The organism is Rothia sp. HMSC072B04, from assembly GCF_001813725.1.
Taxonomy (GTDB): domain Bacteria; phylum Actinomycetota; class Actinomycetes; order Actinomycetales; family Micrococcaceae; genus Rothia; species Rothia mucilaginosa.
On sequence record NZ_KV813802.1, the window covers coordinates 84,462 to 103,605 of the forward strand.

A 19,144-nucleotide genomic window follows, 5' to 3' on the forward strand; every position below is an offset into this window, starting at 1 on the left:
AATGGCTGAAAACGAACTCCCCGAACCGGAATCCGTCAAGCTGTTTGAGGGTATGACCGGCGGCGACTCCGACTCCATCCCCACCTACGATGTGGTCATCAAGATTCGTCGCTACAACCCGGAAGTTTCCTCCGAGGCGTACTGGGACGAATTCCCGCTGACCATGTACCGCACCGACCGCGTGCTCGACGCTCTGCACAAGATTAAGTGGGAAGTAGACGGCTCCGTCTCCTTCCGCCGATCCTGTGCACACGGCATCTGCGGCTCGGACGCGATGCGCATCAACGGCCGTAACCGCCTGGCTTGCAAGACCCTGCTGAAGGACCTCGACCTGACCAAGCCGATTACCGTTGAGCCCATCAAGGGTCTGCCCTGCGAAAAGGACCTCATCGTTGACATGGAGCCCTTCTTCCAGGCATACCGCGAGATCATGCCGTTCTTCATCAACGACTCGAACGAGCCTGAGCGTGAGCGCCTGCAGACCATTGAGGACCGTGCACGTTTCGATGACACCACCAAGTGCATCCTCTGTGCAGCATGTACCTCCTCCTGCCCGGTCTTCTGGACCGACGGTCAGTACTTCGGCCCCTCCGCTATCGTGAACGCACACCGCTTCATCTTCGACTCGCGCGATGATGCAGGCGACCTGCGTCTGGAGATTCTCAACGACAAGGAAGGCGTATGGCGTTGCCGTACCACCTTCAACTGCACCGAGGCTTGCCCCCGTGGCATCCAGATCACCAAGGCTATTGCCGAGGTGAAGCAGGCAATCCTGAGCCGTTCGCTCTAATTTGAGTACGCGGTATCAGCTGATACAGCATTGACGATTCAAGCCGTCACCCACACCGGGTGGCGGCTTGAATTGTTTGACAGAACAAGTCTGATGGAAATGATGGAGTAGAGCATTTTCAGGGGATTGGGAGCGCACAAAAACTCTTCACAATCTGTCATAAAGTCATAGATATTCTCGAGTGCTGTCAGAAAGAGGGAACGGGTAGGTAAACCCCGGCGAGCGGCGTTATTCTACTGTGTATGGTTTTTGCTAATTCTCGCTACGATTTGTCCACCCCCGTCTTCGATGACTGGGTGGAGCGCATGATGGGTACCCTCGTGCAGTTCCGCCGCGAAGTGCACGCCAACCCGGAGCTTTCTTTCCGCGAGGTGGTGACCACTGAGCGCCTCATGAACCGACTGCGAGAAGCCGGCATGAACCCCGTCGCTTGCGAAGGCACCGGCTGCTACGTCGATATCGGAAGCGGCCCCTTCGCCGTGGCTCTGCGTGCCGATATTGATGCTCTGCCCATTGTTGAGCAGACAGACCTGCCCTACGCCTCCACCGTGCCCGGCGTGATGCACGCCTGCGGCCATGATATTCACCAGACCGTCATGCTCGGTGTAGCTCTGGCACTGCACGAGCTGAACGAGAAGACCCCGCTGGGCCGTAGCGTCCGCATTCTTTTCCAGCCCGCTGAGGAGCAGCTGCCCGGCGGTGCGGTGCAGATGATTTCGCAGGGTCTACTCAAGGATATTCCGCGTGCTTTCGCTCTGCACTGTGACCCGAAGGTGGACCTGGGCCAGATCGGTACCCGCATCGGTGCGATTACCAGCGCCTCGGATACCGTGAAAATTCATCTGAGCGGTCACGGCGGCCACACTTCTCGCCCGCATCTGACTGAGGACCTCATCTATGCGATGAGCCAGATTGCTGTGCAGGTTCCCGCCGTGCTGACCCGCCGCACCGACGTTCGTTCGGGTGTGCTGGTGGCATGGGGCCAGGTCAGCGCTGGCGTTGCCCCCAACGCTATTCCCGCCGAGGGCTACCTGGCGGGTACCATGCGTTGCCTGGACGTTGAGGTTTGGCGCCAGGCAGGCAACCTGCTGGACGAAGTGATCGAGCAGGTCGCTGTACCCTTCGGCGTGAAGGCGCGGGTGGAGCACATCCGCGGCGTACCCCCGGTCGTGAACACCGATCTGGAAACCACCATGCTCGAGAACGCAGCCCGCGCCGAGCTGGGCGAGGACTCCATCGTGCTGGTCGAGCAGTCCATGGGTGGCGAAGACTTCGCGTGGATGCTGCAGGAAGTTCCCGGTTCCATGTTCCGCCTGGGTACCCGTGCCCCCGGCGACCCCACCTATGATCTGCATCAGGGCGATTACGCCCCGAGCGAGCAGGCAATCGGCATTGGTGTGCGCGTCATGGCGGCAACCGCCCTGCGCGCCGTCCGCTTTGAACTGGCGAAGGCTGCGAAGGCTGCGAACCCCATCCGCGATGAGGCGCGCTAAAGAGCCACTCGAAAGCTTATGAGTCAGGCGTAAAGACGCGACTATTTCGCCACATCAAGCCTTGAAAGCTGTACAAGTTTCACCCCGTCACCTCTCACCGAGTGACGGGGTGAAACTCTATGCACGCGATAGAATTAAAGGGATTATGAGGACATTTGCGTTATGTTCCCGACCCCGTGCCCACACACCCTCGGGGGATGAAGGAAATGGCGCATCATCACACGGCGCACGCCGGAGGAGGACACCCAATGAGCTTCTTTGGAATCGGCAAGAAGAAGTTGGATGAACAGTCGCGCGAAGAACAGAGCGCCGAAACTGCCAAGGCTCAGAAAGAACAGGCAAGCGAAGACGCTCCCAAGAGCGCACGACTGAGCGAAAAGATTATGGAACAGCAGCAGTGGGAGGACTCCCTGCGCCGCTTCGTGAAGTCTGAGAGCGCACGCCACCAGAACCAGGACGATGAGCAGAGTGAAGAGCACCGTGCTGTTGAGGATCTCAAGCGTGCCCTCCTGCACGATGACGAACAGGTTGAAGAGAATCCCTCTGCTGAGGAACTGACTGAAGAGCAGGTTGAGGAGCAGGAGCGCCGTAGCCTGTTGGCGGCGCTTGGTGCTTTCCCCCAGGAATCTGAGGAACCTGTTGAGGTTGAGCAGGTCGCTGAGGTCCAGGACATTGAAGAAGATGCTGCTCCGGTTGCTGAAGCACCCGAGCCGGCTACCCCTGCGTTCCTGCGTGATGATGAAGAGGTTACCTCTGAGGCTGAGGAAGCGTCGGTTGATGCTGAGGAGCCGAAGGATGCTGCGGAGGATGCGCGATCCCAGTTTGAGAAGCACCTGCGTGCTGTGCGTGCTGAGAACACCGAAGATGAAGCCGATGAAGAACCTGAGGTGACTGCACCCGCAGCTGTAGAGGCAACTGAGGAAAAGTCGGAGAACACTCATTCTGTATCTGAGGCTTCTTCCGCTGATGCTGAGGAAACCCTGACTGTTGAAGACATGAAGGCAGCTCGTACCCGCGCCGCCGTCACCGAGGCACAGAACGCTGGTCTGGATGATTTGGCGGCAGCCTACGCGGCACGCCTGGGCATCACCCTCGATAGCGAAGAAGAGACCTTTAGCGAGGTTGCTTCCGACGAGGTGACCGCTGAGGAAACTACTACTGAGGTAGTTGCTGAGGATGCAGACTCTGCTGAATCCGCTGAGATTACTGAACCCGTCGAAGAGGCTGAAGAAGAACAGATTGAGGCTGTCGTTGAGGCACCCGAACTGTTGGCGGCTGAAATCGCTGACGAGGAGAATGCGGTTTCTGACGAGACTGAGCTGATGTCTGCTGTATCCGTTGAGGAGGAACGTGAAGTATCCGCCTCTGAATCGTTCGAGGCTGAGAGCCTTGACGCTGAAGAAGAGAACACCGCTGAGCTAATTTTTGATGCTTCCGCTGTTGAAGAAAGCGCAGCGGAAGAACCCGCTGTGGAAGAGACCGAAAAGGTAACCTCCGAGCCGGTAGCATCCGGAACCAAGGTTGAGGACTCTGCATCTGAGGAATCTGAAGACACCGACTCTGCGGACGACGAGCCCGCCAAGAGTACCTCTGCAGCTCCTGGTGTCGCGCTTGCCGCCGCTGTTGCGGCACCCGCCGCTGCGGTTGCTGCTTCGACTGCCTTCAAGAGCGAAAACGCGGATGAGAAGGCAGAGAAGGGCAACTCCCAGGGCGTCGCATTGACTGCAGAGGGCATCGACAAGAAGGAAGCCGAGAAGCACGAGGCTACCTCGGCTACCGGTGAAGAATCCGCTGAGGAACCCGCCACTGAGCTGAAGGAAACTGAGCAGAAGCTCAGCGAAGACGAAGCTGAACTGGTTGCCGAATCCATCATCCTGAGCGAGCCCGTTGAGGGCGCGGCAACCCTGCCCGCTCTTACGGAGCAGCGTGCCCTCTACGGCCTCGCGGAGCTCATGCGTACCCGCGGTTCGGGCACCATGAGCCTGGAACTGCGCCAAGTTGATGAGGACATGCATTACCGTCTGCTGCACCGCGGTCGCGAGGTCGAAACCGGCATTGTTGTGCCCGGCATTGACTGGTTCGCACCCGTGGCGGCACTGTACACCGAGGCTCAGCAGGCCGGCGCAACCTGGAACCGCGCGGCGGTCTCCCTGAACCCGCGTCTAGGTGACGGCCTGGAGGTTCACGCATCCTACCTGGGTATGGCGGACGGCCAGACCACCCGTGAGAGCTTCCTGCTGGAGGGCACCGCTGTCGAGGCTAAGCCCGTTGCGACTGCTGAGGCCGCTGAGGCTACCGTTCAGAGCGTTGACTCGGTTGAGGCTGAACGTGAGGCTATTGAGCGTGAGCTGGAGGCTGAGCTTGCTCAGAAGCAGGTAGCTAACGAGGTTGAGGCCGCTGTCGAATCTGCTGAAGAGCCCGTTGCTGAAACTGCTGAAGAGCCTGTCTCTTCGGGCCTGGCGGCTGCTGCAGGTCTTGCTGCGGCCGGTACTGCTGTCGCTTCTGCGCAGGAGAAGGAAGACGTAGAGGAGGCTGTTGAAGCTTCTGCCCAGCCTGCCGCCCAGCCTGCCCAGGCTGAGTTTGCGCCGGTTGAAGCTGAGTTCGAGCACGATTACGAGAACGACCCGGTCTTCGGTGCGGCTACCGTAGAGCCCGAAACCGAGCATGCCGAAGAATCTGCCGCTGAGGCAGTCGAGGCACTTGCCGAGGACTCTGTAGAGCCCGGCGAAGACATGGAAGCCGCCCTGGCCACCATTGTCGCCAACGCTCAGAAGAAGCTGGACGCCGAGGAAGAAGCTCCTGCCGCAGTTGCTGAGGAAGCGCCCGCTGAGGAAGTTGCTGCTGTTGAGGACCAGAAGGTTGCCGCTCCCGTGGTTGCTGAGTCCTTCACTCTGGATCGTACCCAGCCCGTTGAGGAATCCGCAGAAGAGCCGGTAGCAGAGAAGGCTGAAGAGCCTGCCCTGCCCGCGTTCCTGGACGACTCTGATCTGCTGCCCGAGCACGAGACCTCCACCGAGGCTGCTTCCGCTGAAGCTTCTGCAGAGGCACCCGCTCTGGAGGACGCTGAGCCCGTCTCCGAGAGCGCATCTGTGGCTCCCGGCCTGGCTGGTGCTCTTGCCGCAGCTGCCGCTGTGGGCACCGCCGGTGCTGCTGCGAAGGCTGCTGGTGCTCAGGAAGAAACCGCTGAGAAGGGTGCCGAGCTCAAGACCGTTGAGGTGACTCCTGCGGCTAAGATTGGTGAGGCACCCGCATCGGCTGAGCCCGCCTCCGAGGCTACAGCTCAGACTGCACCGGTAGCAGAGGCGACACCCGCTGCGGCGACCACCCCGGTTGCCCTGCCGGAGAGCACCCCGGCAGGTATCTCCTCCAGCATCTCGGCGTCCGCGCTGAGCGAGCTCAACCAGCTGCCCACCATCGTGGCTGAGCCGGACACCCCCTCCGCCGCGGTGCAGAGCCCGCTGGTCCCCTCGGAGACTCAGCTGGCAGCCGGCAACCTGGTTTTGACGGAGGCTCAGGTTGCTCAGCGTCTGGCGCCGGTCGTCGAGCACCTCTTCGGCGAGAACGGCACCGCAAAGGACGCCACCACCGTGCTGATTCGTGTACGTGCCCTCGGATCCTACTACGACGCCCTGACCCACGTGCGCCGCAACGGCTTCTGGGAGCAGGTCCGTACCTTCGAGCTGATCCCCGAAACCCTGCTGGACATTCCGGCGCTGAAGACCGACTCGTACAGCGAGGGTGAGGGCTCGCCGCTGGCTATGAGCCTGACCTTCACCCCGGGCGTGCCGGTTCAGGCGGCATTCGATTATGCGAATGAGCAGGCGTTTGTCACCTACCCGCGTCCGCTGGATGCTGAGCGTTACGTTGAGGAGCTGCGCATGTTCCCGCGTCTGGGTTCGAAGATCCCGGCTCATATGACGAGCGCGCTTTCGCACTGGAACCTCTAAAACCTTGTAAGGTGCGCCGCGCCGGCTCCCCGTGTGGGGGTCGGCGCGGCGCGCTATGTTTGTCATTTTTTTCGACGAGGAAGATTGTTATGACTGATACCCCTAATACTCCTGAGGCTTCTGCGGCGCAGAACGTTCAGGACACTGCCGCCCGCGCGGCTGAAGCCTTTGGCACCCTGGTGGAAACCATGGCGCTGTTGCGCGCACCGGGCGGTTGCCCGTGGGATGCTGAGCAGACTCACGCCTCCCTAATCCGCTACCTGGTGGAGGAAGCCTACGAGGTTGTCGAGGCGGTAGAAACCGGTGGCGCGCCGAATATGCCGCTGTTGCGTGAGGAGTTGGGCGACGTGCTGCTGCAGGTGGTGTTCCATTCCGATATTGCTGCGGCAAACCCGCAGGGCTTCGACATTGTGCAGGTGGTTGAGGGCCTTGTGCAGAAGCTTCGTTCGCGCCACCCCGATGTGTTCGCAGCTGAGTCTGAGAGCTCTTCGGAGGCGCCCCGCACCGCAGCTGAGCAGCAGGCGGCGTGGGATGCGTTGAAGAAGAAGGAGAAGAGTGACCGTGGCGCGCTGGACGGTATTCCGCCGCATCTGCCGGCGCTCGCTATGGCTGAGAAGACTGCTGTGAAGGCACGTAAGGCGGGTATTATTCTGCCGCCGGAGCCTACGAGCATGGAGGACGACCTGCGCTATATGCACACTGAAGAGGAGTTCGGCGAGCTGCTCTTTGCGTTGGTGAGCCGCGCACAGCGTAATGGTTTGGATCCGGAGCGTGCCCTACGTTCGTACACTCGTCGCTATATTGCTCAGCATACGCATGATGAGCCGAGCTATTAGAAACGGTGGTTGAGTTCTTCTGTGAGGCGCTTTGAAATCTGTTCTCTGAGGGAATAAGAGGTTTCAAAGCGCCTTCTGTTTGTTTGGGGTTGTGTTGGGTGGCCGTGAGGATGCTCGTGGCACATGCCCCGGCATTTGGGCTCATGTTGTGCTTTGGTCGAGTACCCACACCCTCCCAATGTGGGGGAGTGTGGGTCTTGTTCCGCTTTGTAGCGCCTGACTAAGGGTTATTTAGACCTTCAATAAGGCAATAAAAAAGCGGTGGCAACTAGTGTGTTTGTGTGGGAGTTTTGCTAGAATTTAGGGGACGCGACTTGTCCACTACCGGGTGAGCCGTTCACATCCTTGACATCTCATAAGGAGAACAATTCATGGCTGTTATTACCGCAGTTCACGCACGCCAGATCCTGGATTCCCGTGGCAACCCGACCGTTGAGGTTGAGGTTCTGCTCGAAGACGGTGCTTTCGCACGCGCAGCTGTGCCCTCGGGCGCATCCACCGGTGAGTGGGAAGCTGTTGAGCGCCGCGATGGCGACAAGTCCGTATACCTGGGCAAGGGTGTTCTGGGCGCAGTGAAGTCTGTTATCGAAGAAATCGCTGAAGAGGTCATCGGCATTGAGGCTTCCGACCAGCGCGCTGTTGACGCAGCCATGATTGCTCTGGATGCAACCAACAACAAGGGCAAGCTGGGCGCAAACGCAATCCTGGGTGTCTCCCTGGCTGTTGCTAAGGCAGCTGCTGAGTCCGCTGATCTGCCCCTGTACAAGTACCTCGGCGGCCCGAACGCTCACGTTCTGCCCGTCCCCATGATGAACATCCTCAACGGTGGTTCTCACGCAGACTCCAACGTTGACATCCAGGAGTTCATGATTGCTCCCATCGGCTTCGACAACTACTCTGACGCTCTGCGCGCAGGTGTTGAGGTTTACCACTCCCTGAAGTCCGTGCTGCACGACCGCGGCCTGGCAACCGGCCTGGGCGACGAGGGTGGTTTCGCACCCAACCTGGAGTCCAACGCAGCCGCACTGGACCTGATCGTTGAGGCAATCGAGAAGGCTGGCTACAAGCCGGGCGAGCAGGTTGCACTGGCACTGGACGTTGCATCCTCCGAGTTCTACAACGACGGCGCATACGAGTTCGAGGGCCAGAAGAAGTCCGCAGCTGAGATGAGCGCATACTACGCTGACCTCGTTGCAAAGTACCCCCTGGTTTCCATCGAGGATCCCCTGGACGAGAACGACTGGGAGGGCTACAAGACCCTGACCGAGCAGATCGGTGACAAGGTCCAGATCGTCGGTGACGACCTGTTCGTGACCAACCCCGAGCGTCTGGCTCGCGGTATCGAAGAGGGCGCAGCTAACGCTCTGCTCGTGAAGGTGAACCAGATCGGTTCGCTGACCGAGACCCTCGATGCAATGGAGCTGGCACAGCGCCACGAGTACCGTTGCATGGTTTCTCACCGTTCCGGTGAGACCGAGGACGTCACCATCGCTGACCTGGCTGTTGCAACCAACGCTGGCCAGATCAAGACCGGTGCTCCCGCACGTTCCGAGCGCGTTGCTAAGTACAACCAGCTGCTGCGCATTGAGGAAGAGCTGGGCGAGGCAGCTGTTTACGCTGGCAAGTCCGCATTCCCCCGCTTCAAGGCATAATGACGCTTGAAGGTTGCGGGATGTTCTGCTGAACGTCCCTGAACAGGCCGGGTCGAACCCGATACATAGTGATGTAATTCATCACGTCATGTATTGTGGGTCGGCCCGGTTTTTCCTTGTCAGCGCCATATAATCAGTCATATACGTTCACTCACGCATCACATAGGAAAATCATGACTGTTTGTTATCTCATCCTCGCCCATAAGTACCCGGAGCTGTTCAAAAAAATTGCTCAGCATATTTTGAACTCGGGCGGTGTCTGCGTTGCCCACATTGATAAGAAAGCAGATATCGATGATTTCTACGTCGAGGGCGTATCTTATGTCCGCGAACGCGAAAACGTGCGTTGGGCAGGTTACTCTGCTGTGAAGGCAACTCAAAAAATGCTAGCCCAGGCATTGAAAGAATATCCGGAAGCAACTCATTACGCGTCCATTACAGGGCAGTGCTACCCTGTACGTCCTCTCCGCGAATACGCTGATTATCTTGCTCGACCCGAAAATCTGGAGCATTCTTGGGTAAGCTTCTATGCGTTAGCCCCCGGAATGCGTAACTACGTCCTGGTGCTGTACCGGGAATATAAGGACTTTGAAGGCCTACTGCCTGAAGGGATTATCCGCAGGGGCGTACACAAAGTGTGTTATAAGATTTCACGACTGTTCCCCCGCAAGAATTTGCCGATTCAGTTTTATCAGGGGTCGGCTTATTGGACGGTGTCCCGTTCGACTGCACTTCAGGTGATGGACTTTTTGAAAACTCCGACGGGCCGAGAGGTCACCAAGATTTTCCGTTCTGCCCCTATGCCTGACGAGATGTGGATGCAGAGTATACTCCTCAATATACCCGCTCGTGAGAATGCTGAGGCCTGGGAGACCGACGGCCAGTTGGCACCGGGCACAAAGCATTCGGAGAACCATGCAAATCACCATTACATTGACTGGAGCGGGAATGGCGCCCACCCTGAGGTGCTTACCGAGAAAGATCTCCCTGTCATCCTCGAATCAGGAAAATGGTTTACGCGTAAGGTTGAGCCCCAGGCATCTGCCCAGCTCATTGATGCTCTGGATGCCATCCAGCGCGGATAATGATGGGTTCTCCCCTTCAATTCAGGGGTGCTTTTAACGAGAGGCGACGCTATCTCCGTTGGGGGTAGCGTCGCCTTTTGCTCTACCTGGGTGGGTGTCAGCACCCCACCCGAACACATAGCGAAAAAGCCCGAAGGTCTTTCAAAACGGCCCCGGAAGTAGCTCCAGAGGGAACGCTCAGGTGAGTGTACAAACCCGGGTAGAATATGAAGGAAGCGTTTAGCGGTACAGAACGGAACGAAGGATAGAGCAATGAGCCAGCGAGCAAGCCAGCAGACCCGGTCGCACTCTACGAGTTCCACTGCACCCGCTCAGGGTGCTACCGCCTCCGAAGAATCGCGAGGCGCCGCAAAGGAAGCCCGCACTTCCCTGATGAAAAAGGCTAGTGCCCTTTTCTTCGGCGTGGGTTTGAACCAGCGTCACCCTGAGCGTGAACGTCAGGCGCAGGCTCGCCGTGAGGAGCGTGCCCGCCGCCGCGCCGCTGCCCAGCAGGGCCGTGAAGAGGACGGATACGACGCCCCCGTGGCGGCTCACATGTTCTCCGGCCGTAGCTTCCTGACCGCTGTTGTGGTGGGCGTGATTGCGCTCGGTACCGCATACCCGGTGGTCACCTACTTTGACCAGGACCGGGAAATCAAGCGAATTAACACGCATATTTCTCAGCTGCAGCAGGAGAACGCCCAGCTGAAGGCGGAGCAGACCTGGTGGAATGACGACAACTATGTTCGCCAGCAGGCACGTAGCCGCCTCTACTATGTGAACCCCGGCGACACCCCCTACGTGGTCACCGGCATTACCGAGGACTCTACGAAGGCGGACGGTACTTCTGCGAATGCGAAGAACGCCCCCGAGGAAGCCTGGACTACTAAGGTTTGGAATTCTCTCGAGAAGAACTAGCCCCAGCTGCCGGCAGCAACCCTGCACATGCAGACACCCGGCACAAGTGGACGAGGCGACCCCTCGTTCCAGAAACTTAGGATTATGAGCACCGAAAACACCATTGAAGAGCTGAAGGCACGCACCCCCGGCGGCTTCGGCGTAACTGTTGAAACTCTGACCCCCACCGAGCAGGACGTCCGCGTTCTTTCCGCGCAGCTGGGCCGTAAGGTCCGCGACGTGGTCGAGATTCCGGCGCGTTGCGTGTGCGGTAACCCGCTCGTGGCTGCTACCGCGCCGCGCCTGAGCAACGGCACCCCCTTCCCGACCGTGTTCTACCTGGCGCATCCGGTGATTACCGCTGCGGCTTCCCGTCTGGAGGCGGGCGGTCTGATGTACGAGATGACCGACTCGCTCGCTGAGGATGCGGACCTGGCGGCACAGTACGCTGCTGCACACGAGAACTACCTGGCTGAGCGTGAGCGCATCCGCCTGATCAGCGGCACCGAAGAGGTCCCGGAGATTGACGGCATCTCTGCCGGCGGCATGCCGACCCGCGTGAAGTGCCTGCACGCCGTTATCGGCCACACCCTGTCGGTGGGTCGCGGCGTGAACCCGATGGGTGACCGCGGTCTGGACGCTATCGCCGAGTGGTGGACCCCCGAGGTCTGCTCCTGCGACCCTGCGTGGCGTGAAGAAGCCTAAATATTGATTCTGGTGCGCCCGCATCGTCGTCAGCGACGGTGCGGGCGCATAATAGATAGAAGAAAGAGCGCCGAAAAGCGAAAATTTTTCGCCTGCGGCGCTCGCGTTGCCTTTGGCACTGATTGGTATTGAAGACCTGAAAGGAACCCACCGTGCGCGTTGGTGCGATTGACTGCGGTACGAACTCTATTCGCCTGCTGATTGCTGATTCCACTACTGAGGTGGTGGACGGGGTCGAGAAGACCGTCCTGAAGGACGTTGTGCGTGAGATGCGCATTGTGCGTCTGGGTCAGGGCGTGGACGCGACCGGCTGGCTGGCGCAGGAGGCGCTGGACCGTACTTTCGCTGCGGCTCGTGAGTATGCGCAGCTGCTGAAGGAGCACGGCGCTGATTCGGTGCGTTTTGTGGCGACCAGTGCGACTCGCGATGCGGGTAACCGTCAGGTGTTCGTGGATGGTATCCGCGAGATTCTGGGTATTGAGCCCGAGGTGATCAGCGGTGATGAGGAAGCTGCTCTGTCCTTCGCTGGTGCGGTGCGCGCTGTCGGTTACGGCGACGGTGACACCCTGGTGTTTGACCTGGGCGGCGGTTCGACTGAGTTCGTGCTCGGCGACGAGTCGGGTGTGAAGGCTTCCCGCAGCGTCAATATTGGTTGTGTGCGCCTGACTGAGCGTCACATGATGAGCGCCCCGTCCACTGACTCGCAGATTGCCCGCGTTGAGGCTGATACTGACGAGGCTCTCGAGGTGGCACGTAAGACTGTGCCCCTGCAGGATGCGCGCCGCGTGGTGGCTGTGGCTGGTACCGCAACCACTGTGGCTGCTGCCGCGCTGGGTCTGGACCGTTATGACTCTGAAGCTATTAACGCTCAGAGCTTCTCCGTAGAGACCGTTCAGAAGACTGCCCGCTGGTTGGCTTCGCTGAGCCGTACTGAGCGTGAGGAGCTCGGCTACATGCACCCCGGTCGGGTGGATGTGATTGGTGCCGGCGCGACGATTTACGCCCGTATCCTGACCCGTCTGAATGAGATGACTGATGGCGCCGTGGATTCGGTGACCGTCAGTGAGCACGACATTCTGGACGGTATCGCTCTGTCCCAGCTGTAGGCTTGAGCGCTCGCGCCGTGAACCAACGGTGATTCACGGCGCGGCTCAGCTTGAGGAGTTTTAATGGTTCGTTCTGAGCGTCGGCGAGGTATGCCCCTGACCGGCTGGTCTTTTGCGCCGTCTTTCGCCTGTGCGTCTCGTGTATTTGGTGTGCGCGCCTCGGTTGGTTCTGACCGAGGCGCTACTCGCCGCATTCGTAAGGTTGCAGCTTTGGGTGCCAGTGCCGCGTTGACTCTTCTGCCGTTGTGGACTCCGATGGCGCCTGTTGCCTGGGCGACGGACCCGACCCCTTCTGCTTCGCCGAGCCCGAAGAGGGAGGTGACGGCGACTCCTTCACCGTCGGCTACTGCGGTGCCGAAGACTTCCGCAACTCCGAGTAAGGGCACGTCGACCACGAATGGTGATGATGTTCGTCAGCGTGAGTATTGGCTGAACGAGTACGGTATTACGTCCTTGTGGTCGCAGGCTACGGGTAAGGGCGTGACGGTTGCTGTGATTGATACGGGCGTGGACGGTACCCACCCGGATCTTGAGGGTAATGTTCTGCGTGGTTATGATGCCTCGGGCGTGGGCAGCGAGGACGGCTGGAAGGGCCTGGGTGCTGAGCCGATGCACGGCACGGAGGTCGCTTCTCTCATTGCAGGTCACGGCCACGATACGCAGGGCTATTCTGCGATTGCGGGTCAGCCGGGTAAGCCGACCGGTGTGATTGGTGTGGCTCCCGAGGCGAAGATTCTGCCGATTTCGCTGAATATGGGTACGACCGGCGGTAAGAGTATTGATGAGCAGATCCCGGCGGCGGTGCGTTATGCAGTCGACCACGGGGCTCAGATTATTAACATGTCGATTGGCTCGAATAAGACGAGCTGGCCGCAGAGCTGGGATGAGGCGTTTGCCTATGCGGAGCAGAAGGGCGTGCTGATTGTTGCGGCTGCGGGTAACCGCGGTAGCGGCTTGACGCAGGTTGGTGCTCCGGCGACGATTCCTGGCGTGTTGACGGTGGGCGGTATTGACCGGAATAAACAGGTTTCTGAGGGCTCGTCGACTCAGGGTATTTCGATTGCTGTGGTTGCTCCGAGTACGGATATGATTGCGGCTGCTCCGGGTAATGGGTACATGATTTGGTCGGGTTCTTCGGCTGCTGCTCCGTTGGTGACGGGTGTTGCTGCTTTGTTGAAGCAGAAGTATCCGAAGGAGTCGGCGGCTCAGCTGGTCCAACGTTTGATTGCTTCGGCTGATGATGCTGGTGTGACGGGCCGTGACCCTTTGTATGGTTACGGTATTTTCAATCCGCAGGATGCGATGGCTTTGGCGGCGCCTACGGTGACGGCGAATCCGTTGGGTTCGATTTCTGAGTGGATTGCGGTGCACCGTAAGCAGCAGGTGAGTGAGCCGATTCCGAGTGATGCTGCGCCGGTCCATGAGGAGGGCGAGAGCATTGTGAAGGCGGCTGCGCCGGATGCGCGTCGTCCTCCGGAGGATCGTGGCTGGTTGCCGCCGGTAATTTTGGCGGCGCTGACGTTGTGGCTGACGATTATTACGGCTGGTTCGGTGCATCGTTTGCATAGGATGCATGTGAGCGCGGGGCAGGCTGCGCGGATGGCTCGTGAGATGGCGCATCATCCGGGTGCTCATCACGGAAAGAGTCGTGTTTCAAAGGGGTCGCAGCGGGGTGCCCGGAGGGGGACTCGTTAGGGTTCTTGTGAGTCTGGGGTGCCGGTGTTTTTCTTCTCTGCGGAGACTTCTCCTGTTCGCCCGGGGCTGACTTTTGAGCTGGTCCCGGGCTTTGTTCTTTGAGATCTGGCTTGAGACGGCGGAACACCCCAATAAACGAAAATATCGAATATGTTGCGCAAAAAACGGAAAGGGTATTTTTGACTGTAACCCGCATCACGAGATGAACTCTGTTCATATCTTCAAAACTTTTAACTTAGGCTCAGCTCAAAGGGACCATAGGTGCGAAATTACCTAAACAAAGGCGTAAAATAGAAGATAACAGGTATGTGATAGACAGGCTCGTGCTGCTAGCCACTTCGCGTTGCGCAAGGACTTCCAGAGCGGGCCGCTTTGTTCGTCAGGGGAGCTTTCGGAACGACCCGAAAGTTGCACATACCACCCTACCGGGGCTACCGAACCTCGGTACCTAAAGACTAGGAAGTAACAAAATGGCATTCACTAAGGTGGCACAGGACCGTCCTCGCGTCCTGATCGTCGGTGGCGGCTACGTCGGCTTCACCGTTGCTAAGAAGATCCAGAAGGCTATCAAGGAGACCGGTGGCGTTGTCACCATCGTTGAGCCGAACCCCTACATGACTTACCAGCCCTTCCTCCCCGAGGTTGCGGCAGGTTCCATGGAAGGTCGTAACGCAACTGTGCCGCTGCGTCAGCACCTGCGCGACACCGAGCTGATTCCCGGCCGCGTTGTCTCCATCGACCACGCAGAGCGCACCGCTGTAGTTGAGCCCACCGACAACGGTGAGCCCTTCGAGCTGAAGTACGACGAGATTGTACTCGGTGCAGGCGCAGTGACCCGTGCATTCCCGATTCCGGGTCTGGCAGAGGTTGCTATCGGTCTGAAGACCATTGAAGAGGCAGTCTCCGTTCGTAACTGGGTTCTGGACCGCATCGAGGTCGCATCCATGCTGTCCGACGCTGAGGCACGCCGCCGCGCCCTGACCTTCGTCATCGTTGGTGGTGGCTTCGCTGGCGTTGAGACCATCTCCGAGCTCGAGGACATGGCACGCGTTGCTGTCGAGCGCAACGAGCGTCTCTCCGTTTCCGACCTGCACTTCGTCATGGTCGAGGCTGCACCGCGCATCATGCCCGAGGTCCCCGCAGACCGTGCAGAGAAGGTTGTTGCAGAGTTGCGTGCACGCGGCATCGAGATCCTGCTGAACACCTCCCTCTCTGACGCAACCGACGGCAACCTGCAGCTGATCAACATGGCTGACAAGTCCCCCGCAGGCGAGATTAAGACCGACACCCTGATTTGGACCGCAGGTGTGGCAGCATCCCCGATGCTGAAGAACACCGACTTCCCGATTGACGAGCGCGGCCGCGTTCGCGTGAGCGCAGACCTGCGCGTCACCGGCGACGACGGTGTGGTCGAGGGCGCTTGGGCAGCAGGCGACAACGCAGCTGTTCCGGATCTCTCCGGTGGCGGCGTGGGTGGCTTCTGCGTTCCCAACGCTCAGCACGCTTCCCGCCAGGCTGTTGTTCTGGCTAAGAACCTGCTGGCTGCTCGCCGCGGCGAGCCCCTGACCGACTACTACCACGAGACCATCGGTGTTGTGGCAGGTCTGGGTCTGTGGAAGGGCGTTGCAAACTTCAAGGGCAAGACCATTGGCGGCCCGCTGGCATGGATCATGCACCGCGGCTACCACGGCTCTGCAATCCCCACCACCGAGCGTACCGTTCGCGTTATGACCACCTGGGCTCTGAACCAGATTTTCGGTCGCGACACCTCCTCGATTCGCCACCAGCGCTCCCCGCGCCTGGCATTCCAGGAAGCAACCGGTACTGCACCGGCACGCCAGAAGGCAAAGCTCTAAAATAGCCTGACTTAGGGGTATGCCCCTGAGATAGCGCATTTGAGATAAAGCAATGGGCGGTGTGGAAGACCTTAGTCTTCTGCACCGCCTATTCTGCGCCTGGGTGCTTGCGAGCTGTCTAGCTTAGCCGCCCACCGGTGCTTTTGCATGATGCTTGCTGAGGCAGGGTGCGGGGAACTGCTTGAAATGTGTTTCCGCTTAGGTTCGAGTGCGTTTTCGTGGAATAATAATTACTTGTGTCCCGGACTGTTCGGGATACGCCCTCATAGTCCAATTGGCAGAGACAGAGGACTTAAAATCCTTGTGTTCTGGGTTCGAGTCCCAGTGGGGGCACAGCATAGACGCGCGTAGATGTGCGGTATAGATGGGCGGCGGCTCTTCCCGTGGGGGAGGGGCCGCCGCTTGCGTATCTGAAGGTTTACATATCTGGGGTTTTGTGGGGGTGAAAAGGCGATGCCCCCGACCCATACTATCGGGGGCATCGTGGAGTGGCGGTGCGGGCTATGGCATTCCGCGCACTCTCTTCACCGCGGATAGAAGAGCTCGTCCTCTGCCGGAATCAGGACGGCTGGCGGTGAAGTCTGGTGAACCTGCAGGTGATTGCCTGCCTCGGTCATGTGTGGAGGCAGGAGGCGGTTCAAAGCTTACTTGCGGCGCGCGGTCACGAGCGCGTCGATGGAGAACTTGCCTGCGCCGCTGTATTTCGTGGTGTTGTTCATGCCTTTAAGCTTGACAAGTAAAGTTTTACACTTCAAGTAAGTCTAGTTTGTGGAGAAAAAGAGTGCAAAACAGGGGGTTTAGATGACGTTTTGTGACGGGGCTCCACGCCCTAAAACACCCGCGAACCGTCTTCCGGAGCTCAAAAAACGTGAGACCCTATAAAGAGACACAGCCACAGACGCACCCCTGCCTGAACGGGGGAGCAGAGTCAGAAAGGCACAGCATGCAGACTAAACCCTCCATCATTGCCGTCGATATGGACGGCACCTTCCTCACCGACTCCAAAACCTTCGACACCGAACGGTTCGCGCGCATCCTGCCCCGCCTGCAGGCGCATGGAATCCACTTCGTCGTGGCGAGCGGAAATACCCATGCCAAGCTACAGGACTATATGCGCGGTTTCGAGGACCAGGGCCTCACCTACATTGCTGAGAACGGCGCGTACCTCGCCGATGACAGCGGTCAGCTTGCCGTGCATCCCTTTGAGGAAGAGGATATCCCGCGCATTATTGAGGTAGTGCAGGGGCTGGACCAGATCGGTCTGCTGGTGTGCACCACCGAGGGTATTTACCTGCCCAAGGATCGTTGCGATCAGATTGTGCACATGATTCGCTGCTATTTTGAAGACACCGGTCAGGAGCTTCCCGAAACCCTCACCCTGGAGGACTTTGCGGCGTTCTTCTTCCCCGGCTCGGTCATGGTTGACTCTATTGAAGATTTTGAGGGTGCACCCATTAAGTTCCCGCTGCTGACTCCGCCTAAGCAGACGCAGCAACTGAGCGTTTACCTGCGTGAGGCTCTGCCGCAGACCGTCACTCCGATGGTTAGCGGCTTCGGTGCCATTGACCTGGTGCGTACCGGTGTCAACAAGGCGACCGGTCTGAAGGACCTGTGCGAGCGTCTGGATGCTGACCCGGCGGGCATTCTTGCCTTCGGTGACGGCGAGAACGACATGGAGATGCTCCGCTACGCGGGCTGGGGTGTCGCCATGTCTAACGCCCCGGAGGTTGTGCGAAATGCTGCCGATGAGGTGATTGGCTCGAACGAGGAGCAAGCAGTTCTGGATTATCTGGAGCAGCTCCTGGATCGTTTGGAAGCTTCGCAATAGAGACTTCACGAAGAGGCACACAGAAGCGTTTGCGTGCGGGGCGGTGTGGACTTGGGTGAACCTCAGGTAAACACCGCCCTGAAATATTCTGGCAAGGTCGCCAGATGCGCTTGCTGGTAACGAACAGCGCCCGTGAGCGCAGAATCTATCCGATAGAATTAACAAGAATTAGTTTTGTCCCCGTATGAAGGAGAGAATGATGGCGGGAAATCCGCTTCTGAATTCAATGACGAAGAATGCCACTCAGGGTGACTCTCGTTTCGGTCGCTTTGGTGCGCAGTCTCAGCAGAACAACCAGCAGGCGTACGGTCAGCAGCAGGGCTACGGCCAGCAGACTTACGGTCAGTACGGTCAGCAGTCCTACGGCCAGTACGGCCAGCAGGGCTACGGTCAGAACGCATACGGTCAGCCCCAGTACGGTCAGCAGCCCTATGGTCAGCAGTACGGCCAGCCCCAGTATGACCAGCAGGCACAGTACGGCCAGCCGTACGGTGAGGCTGACTACGGCGTAGCGGCTCCCACCTACTCGGAGCCCATTTCCGCAGGTGAGCGTCTGACCATGAACGATGTCATGGTCAAGACCGGTATCAACCTGGGTCTGGTCGCTGTCGGTGCCGCCGTTGCATGGCATGCACCGGTGCTGCTGCTCCTGGGCATGGTTGGCGGCCTGGTGCTGGGTCTGGTGAACTCCTTCAAGAAGAAGGTTTCCCCGGTCCTGGTCATGACCTACGCGCTCATGGAAGGCCTGCTGCTCGGCGGCCTGTCCGCAGTTGTGGATATGCGCTACCCCGGCGTGGCAATTCAGGCGGTTCTGGCAACCCTCGTGGTTGCAGGTACCACCCTGGCTCTGTTTGCGAACGGTAAGTTGCGCGCAACCCCCAAGCTGAACAAGATCTTCATGATTGGCGCTATCGGTTACATGGCGTACGGCCTCATCTCGATTCTGGGTGCGGGTATCTTCGGTTCCTCGCTGAACAGCTTCTCCATCGGCGGTATTCCGCTGGGTCTGGTTGTTGGTCTGTTCGCTGTTGCGCTGGCAACCTACTCGCTGCTGCTGGACTTCACCACCACCTCCGAGGCTGTGGAGGCGGGCCTGCCCGAGCGTGAGTCCTGGCGCCTTGCTTTCGGCCTGACCGCTTCTCTGGTCTGGCTGTACGTTGAGATTCTGCGCGTTCTCATGTACCTGGCAAGCATCTTTAGCAACGACTAAAGCTCACTTTGAGGCGGCGGTACCGTGATGGTGCCGCCGCCTTTGCCGCTTTACTTCCCCGGTGC

General features: G+C 59.1%; 13 protein-coding genes and 1 tRNA gene. All 14 read left to right on the top strand.

Features of this window, described 5'->3' with window-relative positions:
- The first annotated feature begins 1 nt into the window (after window position 1).
- The 14 genes from HMPREF2928_RS03980 (at window position 2) to HMPREF2928_RS04045 (ending at window position 19,079) form a co-directional block, all read left to right on the top strand.
- The gene (locus tag HMPREF2928_RS03980) at window positions 2–790 is read left to right on the top strand and encodes a succinate dehydrogenase iron-sulfur subunit (protein ID WP_005508960.1); all 789 of its coding nucleotides are present in this window, start codon (window positions 2–4) and stop codon (window positions 788–790) included.
- A gap of 242 nt (window positions 791–1,032) precedes the next feature.
- Window positions 1,033–2,283, top strand: a complete 1,251-nt coding sequence (locus tag HMPREF2928_RS03985) for an amidohydrolase (protein WP_005508959.1) — start codon at window positions 1,033–1,035, stop codon at window positions 2,281–2,283.
- A gap of 248 nt (window positions 2,284–2,531) precedes the next feature.
- Entirely contained in the window at window positions 2,532–6,230 is a 3,699-nt protein-coding gene (locus HMPREF2928_RS03990) for an ornithinee aminotransferase (RefSeq protein WP_070687429.1), read from the top strand.
- Window positions 6,231–6,319: 89 nt separating this feature from the next.
- Window positions 6,320–7,066 (top strand): nucleoside triphosphate pyrophosphohydrolase, encoded by a 747-nt coding sequence (locus HMPREF2928_RS03995; protein ID WP_070614696.1) that lies wholly within the window; start codon window positions 6,320–6,322, stop codon window positions 7,064–7,066.
- Window positions 7,067–7,437: 371 nt separating this feature from the next.
- On the top strand, window positions 7,438–8,718 hold the full coding sequence (gene eno / locus HMPREF2928_RS04000) for a phosphopyruvate hydratase (RefSeq protein WP_005506838.1): 1,281 nt from the start codon (window positions 7,438–7,440) through the stop codon (window positions 8,716–8,718).
- Window positions 8,719–8,891: 173 nt separating this feature from the next.
- Window positions 8,892–9,803, top strand: coding sequence for a beta-1,6-N-acetylglucosaminyltransferase (locus tag HMPREF2928_RS04005; protein WP_070614695.1), 912 nt, complete (start codon window positions 8,892–8,894; stop codon window positions 9,801–9,803).
- Between the two features lie 252 nt (window positions 9,804–10,055).
- Window positions 10,056–10,700: a septum formation initiator family protein gene (locus HMPREF2928_RS04010; protein WP_070614693.1), complete on the top strand. Its 645-nt coding sequence runs from the start codon at window positions 10,056–10,058 to the stop codon at window positions 10,698–10,700.
- Window positions 10,701–10,784: 84 nt separating this feature from the next.
- Complete coding sequence (locus HMPREF2928_RS04015) at window positions 10,785–11,384, top strand: DUF501 domain-containing protein (protein ID WP_070614690.1); 600 nt, start codon at window positions 10,785–10,787, stop codon at window positions 11,382–11,384.
- Window positions 11,385–11,536: 152 nt separating this feature from the next.
- The gene (locus HMPREF2928_RS04020) at window positions 11,537–12,490 is read left to right on the top strand and encodes a Ppx/GppA phosphatase family protein (protein WP_005508954.1); all 954 of its coding nucleotides are present in this window, start codon (window positions 11,537–11,539) and stop codon (window positions 12,488–12,490) included.
- A gap of 63 nt (window positions 12,491–12,553) precedes the next feature.
- Window positions 12,554–14,185 (top strand): S8 family peptidase, encoded by a 1,632-nt coding sequence (locus tag HMPREF2928_RS04025; protein WP_070614688.1) that lies wholly within the window; start codon window positions 12,554–12,556, stop codon window positions 14,183–14,185.
- Window positions 14,186–14,655: 470 nt separating this feature from the next.
- Window positions 14,656–16,041, top strand: coding sequence for an NAD(P)/FAD-dependent oxidoreductase (locus tag HMPREF2928_RS04030; protein WP_070614686.1), 1,386 nt, complete (start codon window positions 14,656–14,658; stop codon window positions 16,039–16,041).
- A gap of 259 nt (window positions 16,042–16,300) precedes the next feature.
- Window positions 16,301–16,374 (top strand) — tRNA-Leu (locus tag HMPREF2928_RS04035).
- Between the two features lie 610 nt (window positions 16,375–16,984).
- The gene (locus tag HMPREF2928_RS04040; protein WP_070687430.1) at window positions 16,985–17,869 is read left to right on the top strand and encodes a Cof-type HAD-IIB family hydrolase; all 885 of its coding nucleotides are present in this window, start codon (window positions 16,985–16,987) and stop codon (window positions 17,867–17,869) included.
- A gap of 199 nt (window positions 17,870–18,068) precedes the next feature.
- On the top strand, window positions 18,069–19,079 hold the full coding sequence (locus HMPREF2928_RS04045) for a Bax inhibitor-1/YccA family protein (protein WP_049355870.1): 1,011 nt from the start codon (window positions 18,069–18,071) through the stop codon (window positions 19,077–19,079).
- Window positions 19,080–19,144: the final 65 nt, after the last annotated feature.

What these genes read in the sequence shown, in the direction of transcription:
- HMPREF2928_RS04030 (WP_070614686.1), top strand. Translation starts at nt 14,656, where the DNA reads ATGGCATTCACTAAGGTGGCACAGGACCGTCCTCGCGTCCTGATCGTC.
- HMPREF2928_RS03980 (WP_005508960.1), top strand. Translation starts at nt 2, where the DNA reads ATGGCTGAAAACGAACTCCCCGAACCGGAATCCGTCAAGCTGTTTGAG.
- HMPREF2928_RS04045 (WP_049355870.1), top strand. Translation starts at nt 18,069, where the DNA reads ATGGCGGGAAATCCGCTTCTGAATTCAATGACGAAGAATGCCACTCAG.
- HMPREF2928_RS04025 (WP_070614688.1), top strand. Translation starts at nt 12,554, where the DNA reads ATGGTTCGTTCTGAGCGTCGGCGAGGTATGCCCCTGACCGGCTGGTCT.
- HMPREF2928_RS03985 (WP_005508959.1), top strand. Translation starts at nt 1,033, where the DNA reads ATGGTTTTTGCTAATTCTCGCTACGATTTGTCCACCCCCGTCTTCGAT.
- eno (WP_005506838.1), top strand. Translation starts at nt 7,438, where the DNA reads ATGGCTGTTATTACCGCAGTTCACGCACGCCAGATCCTGGATTCCCGT.
- HMPREF2928_RS04040 (WP_070687430.1), top strand. Translation starts at nt 16,985, where the DNA reads ATGCAGACTAAACCCTCCATCATTGCCGTCGATATGGACGGCACCTTC.
- HMPREF2928_RS04005 (WP_070614695.1), top strand. Translation starts at nt 8,892, where the DNA reads ATGACTGTTTGTTATCTCATCCTCGCCCATAAGTACCCGGAGCTGTTC.
- HMPREF2928_RS03990 (WP_070687429.1), top strand. Translation starts at nt 2,532, where the DNA reads ATGAGCTTCTTTGGAATCGGCAAGAAGAAGTTGGATGAACAGTCGCGC.
- HMPREF2928_RS03995 (WP_070614696.1), top strand. Translation starts at nt 6,320, where the DNA reads ATGACTGATACCCCTAATACTCCTGAGGCTTCTGCGGCGCAGAACGTT.
- HMPREF2928_RS04010 (WP_070614693.1), top strand. Translation starts at nt 10,056, where the DNA reads ATGAGCCAGCGAGCAAGCCAGCAGACCCGGTCGCACTCTACGAGTTCC.
- HMPREF2928_RS04015 (WP_070614690.1), top strand. Translation starts at nt 10,785, where the DNA reads ATGAGCACCGAAAACACCATTGAAGAGCTGAAGGCACGCACCCCCGGC.